The sequence below is a fragment of the Streptomyces sp. YS415 genome (assembly GCF_023544665.1).
Taxonomy (GTDB): Bacteria; Actinomycetota; Actinomycetes; order Streptomycetales; family Streptomycetaceae; genus Streptomyces.
In genome coordinates, this window is sequence record NZ_JAMJFL010000001.1 from 183,668 (window position 1) to 195,974 (window position 12,307).

The following is a 12,307-nucleotide window of genomic DNA, read 5'->3' on the forward strand; positions in this document are numbered from 1 at the left end:
CGCCCCCCGTCGTCACACCCTCGCGGGCTACGGCAGCGCCAGCATCCGCTCCAGCGCCAGCTTCGCGAACGCCTCGGTCTCCTTGTCGACCTCGATGCGGTTGACGAGGTTGCCCTCGGCCAGGGACTCCAGGGTCCAGACCAGGTGGGGCAGGTCGATGCGGTTCATGGTCGAGCAGAAGCAGACCGTCTTGTCGAGGAAGACGATCTCCTTGCCCTCCGGCGCGAAACGGTTCGCCAGGCGGCGGACCAGGTTCAGCTCGGTGCCGATGGCCCACTTGGAACCGGCCGGGGCCGCCTCCAGCGCCTTGATGATGTACTCGGTCGAACCGACGTAGTCCGCCGCGGCCACGACCTCGTGCTTGCACTCGGGGTGGACCAGGACGTTGACGCCCGGGATGCGCTCGCGGACGTCGTTGACCGAGTCCAGCGAGAAGCGGCCGTGCACCGAGCAGTGGCCGCGCCACAGGATCATCTTCGCGTCGCGCAGCTGCTGCGCGGTCAGGCCGCCGTTGGGCTTGTGCGGGTTGTAGAGGACGCAGTCCTCGAGCGACATGCCCATGTCCCGCACGGCGGTGTTGCGGCCGAGGTGCTGGTCCGGCAGGAACAGGACCTTCTCGCCCTGCTCGAACGCCCAGTCGAGGGCCCGCTTGGCATTGGACGACGTACAGATCAGGCCGCCGTGCTTGCCGGTGAAGGCCTTGATGTCGGCGGACGAGTTCATGTACGACACCGGGACGACCTGCTCGGCGATCCCCGCCTCGGTCAGCACGTCCCAGCACTCGGCGACCTGCTCGGCCGTGGCCATGTCGGCCATGGAGCAGCCGGCCGCGAGGTCGGGCAGGACCACCTTCTGGTCGTCGCTGGTCAGGATGTCCGCGGACTCCGCCATGAAGTGCACGCCGCAGAAGACGATGTACTCGGCCTCGGGGCGGGCGGCCGCGTCCCGGGCCAGCTTGAAGGAGTCGCCGGTGACGTCCGCGAACTGGATGACCTCGTCGCGCTGGTAGTGGTGGCCGAGCACGAACACCTTGTCGCCGAGCTTCTCCTTGGCCGCGCGGGCGCGCTCGACCAGGTTCGGGTCGGACGGCGAGGGCAGGTCGCCGGGGCACTCCACACCGCGCTCGCTCCTGGGGTCGGCCTCACGGCCGAGGAGCAGCAGGGCGAGGGGCGTCGGCTGTACGTCGAGCTCCTGGGTCTGGGCGGTGGTCACGACACGCACCCTTTCTGTTCTGCGGCTCGCCGGCCGGGCGGGACCGGGCCGGCGGGGTCACCAACTGGCTTTTCGTCGAAATGACGCTATCTATCATAACCGGTTCACGTCAGTTTGACGATGGCCATAGCGTCCATGTGACGTGAATCCCTGTGAGAGGCCTTTCATTCCCGAAAGAGCCGTTTTCTGCTCCGCGGCGGGTGTGCGAGCATGAAGAAGGAACCGCACGAACCGGTAAGACAAGCGCCCGGCCCGGAATGAAATCGGGGCCCCGCAGGTTGCAACCGTCGGCAAGCAGTCTCCGTACAACCCGGGAGAGATGTAGATGTCCGTATCGGACGAGACCAGCACCGTCACCGACGGCATCGTCCTGACCGACGCCGCCGCGTCCAAGGTCAGGGCCCTGCTCGACCAGGAAGGCCGCGAGGACCTGGCCCTGCGCGTCGCCGTCCAGCCCGGCGGCTGCTCCGGCCTGCGCTACCAGCTCTTCTTCGACGAGCGCTCCCTCGACGGCGACGTGGAGAAGGACTTCGACGGCGTCAAGGTCGTCACCGACCGGATGAGCGCCCCGTACCTGGGCGGCGCCACCATCGACTTCGTCGACACGATCGAGAAGCAGGGCTTCACGATCGACAACCCGAACGCGACCGGCTCCTGCGCCTGCGGTGACTCGTTCAACTGACAGGCAGTACCCGTCACGACGGCGGCGCCCCCGGATGACCGGGGGACGCCGCCGTCGGCGCGTCCGGGGCCGCTAGCGCGCCGACGTCTCCGGAAGCCGGGCGCCCGGCTTCTCCAGGGGGATCGCCTCGCCGTCCTGGCCCACGACCTTCCGGTCGCCGACCGGCTCGTCCAGGGGCACCGTGCGGTGGTACTCCTTGGCGATCAGGATGCACACCTTGCCGGGCCAGGGGGTCTCGGTCACCGTGACCGTCACCGCCTCCCCGCTCTCGCGCGCGCTGACGTCGTAGTCGGCGCACACCCCGCCGGTGAAGGCGACGGTGAGTTCCCTGCCGTCGCTGGTGTAGCCGTGGGCGGTCACCTCACGGGTGGTCCGCTCCTCGCCCGGCCCGGTCGGCCGCGGGCTCGGCTGCTCGGTCGGCGGGCCGGAGGGCGCCGGAGAGGCCAGGAACTCCGGGTCGATCGCCGGATGCGTCACGGTGAAGCTGTCCTGCGCGCCCGGCGCCCGTACCTGGAACAGCCAGGACGGCACCAGTGCCTGCCGGGCGTCCACATGGTGCGCGGCCAGCCCGAACACGGCCTTCTCGACCGTGATGGTCTCCTTCTTCCCGGGCTTCCCGGGCTCCCCGCACGCCGCCCCGTCCTCCAGCGGTACGGGACTGGCGCAGCCCCCGATGCCCGCCCGGGAGTCGTCCGCCGGCGCCGAGTTCAGCAGCGCGAGCGTCTTCCCGGCGCTCAGCACGGGATAGGTGTCGCTCTTCACCGGCGCCTTCAACTGGCCGCTGCCGCCGACCACTTCGCCCTGGGCGTTCACGGTCACGCCCGTCGTCCAGCCGTAGGTGGGCAGCCCGCCGACCACCGGCTCGGCGTTCACCACCCGCTGGGCGTCCATGACCTGGCTCGCGTCGAGCTTCGCGTCGTCCTGGCCCACCGCCTTCAGCACCGGGGCGGCGGCCTTCTTCGCGGCCTCCTCGCTCACCGCGGCGACGGCGTCGCCGCCGGGCTTGTCGGTGCAGACGGTCGGGCTCTCGCAGCTGTCGCCGCCGGGGGCGTACCGCTGGAAGGTCCAGGTGCCCGGCGCCTGCCGGTTCACCTGCAGACTCGGCCCCGACCCGTCCTTGCCGCCGATCCGCCAGGCCTGCCCCTGGAGCACCGGCTTGCCGGTGACCTCGAGGGCCGCCGCGAGCCGGGCCACCTCGTCCGCGGTGACCTCGCCTCCCGCCCGGTACACCGGGGCCGACGCGGGCCCCTCCGGAAGCTCGCCGGGGATCTCGAAGGTGGCGCCGTACGGATTCGGCTCTCCGGGCGCGATACCGCTCCCCGAGCCCTCGGAGTACCCGTCGAGCGCCAGCGGCGGGGGAGTGTCCGCCCCGGGCGCCCCCGAGGACGTGCCGTCGTCCGAGCCGTCGGAGGCGCCGGCGGCGAGGTAGGCCCCGCCACCCCCGACGAGCAGCACCGCGGCGGCCACGGAGGCGATGATCACGGGGGAGCGGCGCCGGCCCGGACCGGAGTCCGCGGCGTGCTCCTCCGCGGCGCCCTCGCGTCGCGCGGTGTTCTCGTCGGCCCCGACGGTGCCATCGGCGTCCCGCGCGGGGCCGGTGTTCTCGACGGCGCCGGGCTCGGCCGCGTCGTCGTCGGGTCGCTCGGTGTTCACCGCATCGCTCCTTGGGTCGTATCCCGCGTCCCCTTTACGGGGGACAGCGATGGGACGCGGCACATGAGCGCACGGTTCCCGTAAGGGGGCGGATTCAGTCGCCGTACTCCGACATGGCGTCCAGCAGCCGTGCGGACCTGTTCGGCACCTCCACCCCGTGGATGAGCGACGGAGAGACCGGGTGCGGGGTGGTCCGGTCGGGAACCGCCCAGTGGGGAGCCATCCGGGCGCAGTCGCCGCGCAGCGCCGCCAGACCGCCGTCCAGGTCCGCCGCGGCGGGAACCGGAGCCTTGAGTTTCGTCATAGCGGAACCGTAGGCACGCCATGGCCTGCGAAGAAAGATCTACTATCGGGTAGTTTTGGACGCTTCTGAGCCACTCCCGAACCCGGTAGCGTTAATCGTCAACCCGCCTCCGCATCCGCAGGAGAATCCCAGCCGTGCGCATCGCAGTCACCGGCTCCATCGCCACCGACCACCTCATGACCTTCCCCGGCCGCTTCGCCGACCAGTTCGTCGCGGACCAGCTGCACACGGTCTCGCTCTCCTTCCTGGTCGACAACCTGGACGTCCGCCGGGGCGGCGTCGGCGCGAACATCGCCTTCGGCATGGGACAGCTGGGCACCCGGCCGATCCTCGTCGGCGCCGCGGGCTTCGACTTCGACGAGTACCGGGCCTGGCTCGACCGCCACGGCGTCGACACCGAGTCGGTGCGCATCTCCGAGACCCTGCACACCGCGCGCTTCGTGTGCACCACCGACGCCGACCACAACCAGATCGGCTCCTTCTACACGGGCGCCATGAGCGAGGCCCGGCTCATCGAGCTGAAGACCGTCGCGGACCGCGTCGGCGGACTCGACCTGGTCCTCATCGGCGCCGACGACCCCGAGGGGATGCTGCGCCACACCGAGGAGTGCCGTTCGCGCGCCATCCCCTTCGCCGCCGACTTCTCCCAGCAGATCGCCCGGATGAACGGCGACGAGATCCGGATACTGCTGGACGGGGCGACCTACCTCTTCTCCAACGAGTACGAGAAGGGGCTCATCGAGACCAAGACCGGCTGGTCCGACGCGGAGATCCTGGCCAAGGTCGGCTGCCGCGTCACCACGCTGGGCTCCCAGGGCGTCCGGATCGAGCGGTCCGGGGAGCCTCCGATCGAGGTCGGCTGCCCCGAGGAGGAGCGCAAGGCCGACCCCACGGGCGTCGGCGACGCCTTCCGTGCCGGTTTCCTGTCGGGGCTGGCCTGGGGCGTCTCCCTGGAGCGCGCCGCGCAGGTCGGCTGCATGCTCGCCACGCTCGTCATCGAGACCGTGGGCACCCAGGAGTACCAGCTGCGCCGCGGCCACTTCATGGAGCGGTTCATGAAGGCGTACGGCGACGAGGCCGCGGCCGAGGTCCAGGGCTACCTGAGCTGACCTAGCTCACCCGGCGGACGAGGTACGCCGTTCCCCGCTCCGCCGGTTCCTCCCCCGCGTACTGCTGACCCCGCATCTCGCACCACGCGGGGATGTCGAGGCGTGCCGCCTCGTCGTCGGACAGGACCCGGACCATGCCGCCCACCGGCACGTCCCCGATCACCTTCGCCAGTTCGATCACGGGGATCGGGCAGCGCTTGCCCAGGGCGTCGACGATCAAGGCGTCCTGCGCGACGACGGTCGTGGGCGTCGGTGCGCCGAGCTTCTCCCGCACCGACGCCACCGCCTCCGGCAGCACCTCGAGGAACCGCTCCACGTCCTCCCGCGCCGTCCCCGGCGGCAGGGACACCCGGACGTTGCCCTCGCTCAGCACCCCCATCGCCCTCAGCACATGGCTGGGCGTCAGCGTGCTGCTCGTACAGGACGACCCGGACGAGACGGAGAAACCGGACCGATCCAGCTCGTGCAGGAGTGTCTCCCCGTCGACATAGAGACAGGAGAAGGTGACGACCCCGGGCAGCCGCCGCACCGGATCGCCCACCACCTCCACATCCGGCACCAGCTCCGGCACCCGGGCCCGGATCCGGTCCGTCAGCTCCCGCAGTCGCGCCGCCTCCTGGGCCGCCTCCGCCCGCACCGCCCGCAGCGAGGCCGCCGCCGCCACGATCGCCGGCAGGTTCTCGAACCCGGCCGCCCGCCCGGACTCCCGCTCGTCGAGAGGCCCTTGCGGAGCGAACCGCACCCCCTTGCGCACGACGAGCAGCCCGACCCCGGAGGGCCCTCCCCACTTGTGCGCACTGGCGGTGAGCAGCGACCAGTCCCCCTCGATCCGCCCCCACCCCAGCGACTGCGCCGCGTCCACCAGCAGCGGCACCCCGGCCTCCCGGCACACCCCGGCCACCTCGGCAACGGGCTGCTCGGTCCCCACCTCATGATTGGCCGACTGCAGACAGGCCAGCGCGGTGTCCTCCCGGAGCGCCTCCGCGTAGTCCGAGGGGGCCGCCCTTCCCGTTCGGTCGACCGCCACCCGGGTGACCGAACCGCCCTCCTTCTCGTGCACTTCGGCGGAATGCAGCACGGATGAGTGTTCAACGGCTGACACGATGAGGTGACGTCCGACGCGCCTCCGCCCGGCCACCGCCCCCGCGATCCCGGTGTGCACGGCCCGGGTACCGGAAGCGGTGAAGCTCAGCTCATCGGGACGGCACCCCACGACCTCGGCAGCCGCCTCCCGAGCGGCATCCAGCAGCAACCGGGCCCTGCGCCCCTCGCGGTACAGCCGCGCGGGATCGGCCCACCCTTCATCGAGGGAGGCCAACAGCGCCTGACGAGCGACGGGGTGGAGGGGAGAAGCGGAAGCAGCGTCGAAGTAGGACACACGGCAACGCTAACCCCCTCAGGGGCGCGGGGAACTGCGCGATCAGCCACAAACTGCCCGCACCCGCCAATTCAGCTAAGCCACGGAGCGACTAGGCACCCCTCCTCGCGAACCCTCGGAGAGGGTCGGCTAGGGTTTGGTCCGCATAAACATCCAAACCCCTGCCCGACGCAGGGCGGCGACCGACCAGCGAGAAGGCCGCAGCTCAATCCGCGCGGGCGAGACTCTCGGGAAGGCGCTACGTGAGTCCCAACGGCTCCGACCGCTCGCCGCGGCGCCCGATGCGGCGGAAGCTGCTGCAGGCACTGACCGCGGGCCTGGTCCTGGCGACCGCCACCGGTTGCACATACAAGGACTTCCCCCGCCTTGGTATGCCCACCCCGACCACGGAAGAGGCTCCGCGGATCCTCTCCCTGTGGCAGGGATCCTGGGCTGCCGCGCTCGCCGTCGGCGTGCTGGTGTGGGGCCTGATCCTGTGGAGTGCCATCTTCCACCGGCGCAGCCGCACCAAGGTCGAGGTCCCTCCGCAGACCCGGTACAACATGCCGATCGAGGCGCTGTACACGGTGGTCCCGCTGATCATCGTCTCGGTGCTCTTCTACTTCACCGCCCGGGACGAGTCGAAGCTCCTCGAGCTCAAGGACGATCCCGACGTCACCATCAACGTCGTCGGCTTCCAGTGGAGCTGGTGCTTCAACTACGTCGAGGACGTCGACGGTTCCACCGGTGATGCCACCAAGTCCAAGGAACTCGACGCGATTCCGGACCGCTACAAGGACGACTTCCCGGCCGATGCCGGCGGCGTCTACGACTGCGGCACCCCCGGCGCGCGCAACCCGCAGACCGGCAACCCGGGTCCGACCCTGTGGCTGCCCGAGGGCAAGCGCGTCCGCTTCGTCCTGACCTCGCGTGACGTCATCCACTCCTTCTGGGTGGTGCCGTTCCTCATGAAGCAGGACGTCATCCCGGGCCACACCAACGCCTTCGAGGTGACCCCCAACCAGGAGGGCACCTTCCTGGGCAAGTGCGCCGAGCTCTGCGGCGTCGACCACTCCCGGATGCTGTTCAACGTGAAGGTCGTCTCCCAGGAGCGCTACGAGCAGCACCTTCAGGAACTCGTGAAGAAGGGGCAGACCGGTTACGTTCCCGCCGGCATCGCGCAGACGAGCCACGAGAAGAACCGGGAGACGAACAACCTGTGAGCATCCTCAACGAACCCCAGGGTGCCGCGGCAGGGTCCCACTACGAGGACGAGCTGCCGGTCCGGCGCCAGAACCGTGGCAGCGTCGTGATCAAGTGGCTCACCACCACTGACCACAAGACGATCGGCACGCTGTACCTCACGACGTCGTTCGCGTTCTTCTGCATCGGTGGCCTGCTGGCGCTGTTCATGCGTGCCGAGCTGGCCCGTCCGGGCCTGCAGATCATGTCGAACGAGCAGTTCAACCAGGCGTTCACGATGCACGGCACGATCATGCTGCTGATGTTCGCGACGCCGCTGTTCGCGGGCTTCGCGAACTGGATCATGCCGCTGCAGATCGGCGCCCCCGACGTCGCCTTCCCGCGGCTGAACATGTTCGCCTACTGGCTGTACCTGTTCGGCTCGCTGATCGCGGTCGCCGGCTTCCTCACCCCCGACGGCGCCGCCGACTTCGGCTGGTTCGCCTACACCCCGCTGTCCGACGCGGTCCGCTCGCCCGGCATCGGCGCCGACATGTGGATCATGGGCCTGGCCTTCTCCGGCTTCGGCACCATCCTCGGCTCGGTCAACTTCATCACCACGATCATCTGCATGCGCGCACCCGGCATGACGATGTTCCGCATGCCGATCTTCACGTGGAACGTGCTGCTGACCGGTGTGCTGGTCCTGCTCGCCTTCCCGGTGCTGGCGGCGGCGCTGTTCGCGCTGGAGGCGGACCGCAAGTTCGGTGCCCACATCTTCGACTCCGCCAACGGCGGCGCCCTGCTGTGGCAGCACCTCTTCTGGTTCTTCGGCCATCCAGAGGTGTACATCATCGCCCTGCCGTTCTTCGGCATCATCTCCGAGGTCATCCCGGTCTTCTCCCGCAAGCCGATGTTCGGCTACATGGGCCTGATCGCGGCCACGATCTCGATCGCGGGCCTGTCCGTGACGGTGTGGGCGCACCACATGTACGTCACCGGCGGAGTGCTGCTGCCGTTCTTCTCCTTCATGACGTTCCTGATCGCCGTACCGACCGGTGTGAAGTTCTTCAACTGGATCGGCACGATGTGGAAGGGCTCGCTGTCCTTCGAGACACCGATGCTGTGGGCGACCGGCTTCCTGATCACCTTCACCTTCGGCGGTCTGACCGGCGTCATCCTGGCCTCGCCGCCGATGGACTTCCACGTCTCGGACTCGTACTTCGTGGTGGCGCACTTCCACTACGTGGTGTTCGGCACCGTGGTGTTCGCGATGTTCTCCGGCTTCCACTTCTGGTGGCCGAAGTTCACCGGCAAGATGCTCGACGAGCGGCTCGGGAAGATCACCTTCTGGACGCTGTTCGTCGGCTTCCACGGCACCTTCCTGGTCCAGCACTGGCTGGGCGCGGAGGGCATGCCGCGGCGTTACGCGGACTACCTCGCCGCCGACGGCTTCACCGCCCTGAACACGATCTCCACGATCAGCTCGTTCATCCTCGGCGCGTCGATCCTGCCGTTCTTCTACAACGTGTGGAAGACCGCCAAGTACGGCAAGAGGATCGTGGTGGACGACCCGTGGGGCTACGGCCGCTCGCTCGAGTGGGCGACGTCCTGCCCGCCGCCGCGGCACAACTTCCTCACCCTGCCGCGGATTCGCTCCGAATCCCCGGCGTTCGACCTGCATCACCCGGAGATCGCCGCTCTCGACCAGCTCGAGAACGCCCCTCACGGTGACAAGGCCCTCGCTGGTGGCAAGGAGGCCGGCAAGTGAAGATCCAAGGCAGGATGTTCATCTGGCTGAGCGTCTTCATCCTCGTCATGGCGATCGTCTATGGCGTGTGGTCGAAGGAGCCGGCCGGTACGACGGCCCTCTTCCTGGCGTTCGGTCTGGCCATCATGATCGGCTTCTACCTGGGCTTCACGGCCAAGCGGGTGGACGCCGGGGCACAGGACGACAAGAACGCGGACGTCGCGGACGACGCCGGCGAGGTCGGCTTCTTCAGCCCGCACAGCTGGCAGCCGCTCTCGCTGGCCGCCGGTGGCGCGCTCGCCTTCCTCTCGGTCGCCGTCGGCTGGTGGCTGATGTACTTCTCGGCCCCGCTGGTCCTGATCGGCATCTGGGGCTGGGTCTTCGAGTACTACCGCGGTGAGAACCGCACCCAGTAGCACGCGCCCGGCGCAGGGAGCCCGGACACTCCGTCAGGAGGGTCCGGGCTCCCTCTTTTGGCAGCCACTTTTCCCCCGTACGGACCACTCGGCGCGCCGCCCCTGACGCGGCTCCCTAGCGTCGAGGGCATGAACCACACTCCGCGCACCCGCACCGTCGTCGGCTGCACGCTGCTGGTGATCGCGCTCGGCGCGAGCGTCACGGCGTGCAGCGGGGACGGAAACCCGCTGGCGGCCGCGCCGTACGACGCGGCGGACCAGATCTCCTTCAACGGCCCGAAAGCCGGCGGAAAGAAGGCCGACCCGGACAAGCCCCTGGAGGTCACCGCAGAGGGCCGTGACGGCCGCATCACGGACGTCACGGCCATGGACGCCACAGGACGCTACGTGAGCGGCGAACTCGCCGCCGACGGCAGCCGCTGGCACAGCACCTCCCCGCTGGCCGCCAACGCCCGCTACACGCTCCGGGTGTCCACCGAGGACGAGGACGGAGCCCCCGGCCGCCGCGTCCTCACCTTCGACACCGGCAAGCCGCTCACCAAGCAGCGCCTGGACGTCACCTTCGGCCCCAAGACGGGCACGTACGGCGTCGGCCAGCCCATCACGGCCGAACTGAGCAAGCCGGTCAGGGACGAGGCCCAGCGCGCCGTCGTCGAGCGCGCCCTCAAGGTCGAGTCGATGCCCGCCACCGAGGGCGCCTGGCACTGGGTGGACGACAAGGAGCTCCACTACCGCCCCAAGGAGTACTGGCCCGCCCACGCCACCGTCCGGGTGCGCAGCAACCTGGACGGCATCAAGGTCAGCGACCGGCTCTGGGGCGGCCGGGCCAAGCCGCTGACGATCACCACGGGGGACCAGGTCATCGCCGTGACGGACGCCTCGTCGCACACGATGACGGTCTACCGCAACGGCAAGGCCATCAAGACCATGCCGGTCACCACCGGCAAACCCGGCTTCGAGACCCGCAACGGCGTCAAGGTCGTCCTCGGCAAGGAGTACTTCGTACGGATGCGCGGCACCAGCATCGGCATCGCGGAGGGCTCGGCGGAGTCGTACGACCTGCCGGTGTACTACGCGACCCGGGTCACCTGGAGCGGCGAGTACGTGCACGCCGCCCCCTGGTCCGTGGGGTCCCAGGGCTCCGCCAATGTCAGCCACGGCTGCACCGGCATGAGCACCGACAACGCGGCCTGGTTCTTCAAGAACGTCCGCGAGGGCGACCTGGTCAAGGTCGTGAACTCCTTCGGCAACACCATGGAGACCTTCGGCAACGGCTTCGGGGACTGGAACGTCGCCTGGGCGAAGTGGCGCAAGGGCAGCGCCCTGGTGGGCGGCGAGCCGGAGGGCCCCCGCCCGGCGGACGCGGCACGGCTGCGCCCGACGACGGTGTGACGCCCCAGGAGGCCCCTAGGCGCTCTGCAGCCTCTGGGTGCGCAGCAGGGCGGCCAGCGAGGCCGCGAACTCCACCGGATCCACCGGCAGGGTCACCGCGGCCTCGGCCCGGCTCCAGGTGGCCAGCCAGGCGTCCTGGGGGCGGCCCATGAGCAGCAGGACCGGCGGGCAGTTGAACACCTCGTCCTTGATCTGGCGGCACAGCCCCATGCCCCCCATGGGCACGGCCTCGCCGTCCAGCACACAGACGTCGATCCCGCCCTTGTCCAGCTCGCTCACCACCGCCGCGGGCGTCGCGCACTCCACGAACTCCACCAACGGGACATCGGGAGCCGGTCGCCGGCCGGCGGCCAACCGCACCTGCTCGCGGGTGTTGGAGTCGTCGCTGTAGACCAGCACCGTGGCGGTCGGCCGCATGTTTCCTCCGGGACATCAGCGTCGTACGGACAGAACCGATGCCGCGGATGCTACTCCTCCGAACACGCCGTCAACAGCGGTTGGAGCACCAGCGCGATGGGCCATCCGGGCAGTACACGAGGTGCGAACACTCCGAACGGCACCCCCCGGAGTGAGGGCGGGATAAGCGACCGACATAATGTCGGTCGTGGCGACAGCAACGACAGTAGAAACCGGGCACGCGCACCCGTCGGTCAATCGGCCGAACCTCACCAGCGTCGGAACCATCATCTGGCTGAGTTCCGAGCTGATGTTCTTCGCGGCCCTCTTCGCGATGTACTTCACCCTGCGATCGGTGACGGGCCCCGACTTCTGGTCGGAGAAGGCCCACGCCCTGAACTTCCCGTTCGCGGCGACGAACACCACGATCCTGGTGCTCTCCTCCCTCACCTGCCAGCTCGGCGTCTTCGCCGCCGAGCGCGGTGACGTGAAGAAGCTCCGGATGTGGTTCATCGTCACCTTCGTGATGGGTGCGATCTTCATCGGCGGCCAGGTCTACGAGTACACCGAGCTGGTGAAGAAGGACGGGCTCTCGCTCTCCTCCGACGCATACGGCTCGGCCTTCTACCTGACCACCGGCTTCCACGGCCTGCACGTGACGGGAGGCCTCATCGCCTTCCTGCTGGTCCTCGGCCGTACGTACGCGGCCAAGAGGTTCACTCACGAGCAGGCAACCGCCGCCATCGTCGTGTCCTACTACTGGCACTTCGTCGATGTCGTCTGGATCGGCCTCTTCGCAACGATCTACATGATCAAGTAGCCGGGCCCGTCCCGCGCGCTGCGAGCAAGCAAGC

At 69.2% G+C, this 12,307-nt stretch carries 12 protein-coding genes; 7 read left to right on the forward strand and 5 right to left on the reverse strand.

Features of this window, described 5'->3' with window-relative positions:
- Positions 1–27: 27 nt before the first annotated feature.
- Positions 28–1,212: a quinolinate synthase NadA gene (gene nadA / locus M8H82_RS00810; protein WP_250070302.1), complete on the reverse strand. Its 1,185-nt coding sequence runs from the start codon at positions 1,210–1,212 to the stop codon at positions 28–30.
- A gap of 325 nt (positions 1,213–1,537) precedes the next feature.
- On the opposite strand from nadA, the gene M8H82_RS00815 reads away from it, so the two are divergent.
- Positions 1,538–1,894, forward strand: coding sequence for an iron-sulfur cluster assembly accessory protein (locus M8H82_RS00815; protein WP_250070303.1), 357 nt, complete (start codon positions 1,538–1,540; stop codon positions 1,892–1,894).
- A 72-nt stretch (positions 1,895–1,966) separates the two neighbouring features.
- On the opposite strand, the gene M8H82_RS00820 is transcribed toward M8H82_RS00815, so the two are convergent.
- Complete coding sequence (locus M8H82_RS00820; RefSeq protein ID WP_250070304.1) at positions 1,967–3,547, reverse strand: hypothetical protein; 1,581 nt, start codon at positions 3,545–3,547, stop codon at positions 1,967–1,969.
- Between the two features lie 94 nt (positions 3,548–3,641).
- On the reverse strand, positions 3,642–3,851 hold the full coding sequence (locus M8H82_RS00825) for a hypothetical protein (RefSeq protein ID WP_250070305.1): 210 nt from the start codon (positions 3,849–3,851) through the stop codon (positions 3,642–3,644).
- 134 nt (positions 3,852–3,985) lie between these two features.
- On the opposite strand from M8H82_RS00825, the gene M8H82_RS00830 reads away from it, so the two are divergent.
- Positions 3,986–4,960 (forward strand): carbohydrate kinase family protein, encoded by a 975-nt coding sequence (locus M8H82_RS00830; protein WP_250070306.1) that lies wholly within the window; start codon positions 3,986–3,988, stop codon positions 4,958–4,960.
- A gap of 1 nt (position 4,961) precedes the next feature.
- On the opposite strand, the gene M8H82_RS00835 is transcribed toward M8H82_RS00830, so the two are convergent.
- On the reverse strand, positions 4,962–6,338 hold the full coding sequence (locus M8H82_RS00835; RefSeq protein ID WP_250070307.1) for a cysteine desulfurase/sulfurtransferase TusA family protein: 1,377 nt from the start codon (positions 6,336–6,338) through the stop codon (positions 4,962–4,964).
- Positions 6,339–6,580: 242 nt separating this feature from the next.
- Between M8H82_RS00835 and coxB the strand changes: the two genes are divergently transcribed.
- From coxB to M8H82_RS00855, 4 genes are all read left to right on the forward strand, one after another.
- A complete protein-coding gene (coxB, locus tag M8H82_RS00840; RefSeq protein ID WP_250070308.1) occupies positions 6,581–7,540 on the forward strand; it encodes a cytochrome c oxidase subunit II in 960 nt (319 codons plus the stop codon).
- Complete coding sequence (gene ctaD, locus M8H82_RS00845; protein ID WP_250070309.1) at positions 7,537–9,270, forward strand: cytochrome c oxidase subunit I; 1,734 nt, start codon at positions 7,537–7,539, stop codon at positions 9,268–9,270. Before coxB ends, ctaD begins: the two co-directional genes overlap by 4 nt.
- Complete coding sequence (locus tag M8H82_RS00850; RefSeq protein ID WP_250070310.1) at positions 9,267–9,665, forward strand: cytochrome c oxidase subunit 4; 399 nt, start codon at positions 9,267–9,269, stop codon at positions 9,663–9,665. Before ctaD ends, M8H82_RS00850 begins: the two co-directional genes overlap by 4 nt.
- 129 nt (positions 9,666–9,794) lie before the next feature.
- On the forward strand, positions 9,795–11,057 hold the full coding sequence (locus tag M8H82_RS00855) for an Ig-like domain-containing protein (protein WP_250070311.1): 1,263 nt from the start codon (positions 9,795–9,797) through the stop codon (positions 11,055–11,057).
- A gap of 15 nt (positions 11,058–11,072) precedes the next feature.
- On the opposite strand, the gene M8H82_RS00860 is transcribed toward M8H82_RS00855, so the two are convergent.
- Positions 11,073–11,474 carry a hypothetical protein gene (locus M8H82_RS00860; protein ID WP_250070312.1) on the reverse strand — a complete coding sequence of 134 codons (402 nt, stop codon included), beginning with the start codon at positions 11,472–11,474 and terminating at the stop codon, positions 11,073–11,075.
- A gap of 178 nt (positions 11,475–11,652) precedes the next feature.
- Between M8H82_RS00860 and M8H82_RS00865 the strand changes: the two genes are divergently transcribed.
- Entirely contained in the window at positions 11,653–12,273 is a 621-nt protein-coding gene (locus M8H82_RS00865; RefSeq protein ID WP_250070313.1) for a heme-copper oxidase subunit III, read from the forward strand.
- The last annotated feature ends 34 nt before the right edge of the window (positions 12,274–12,307 follow it).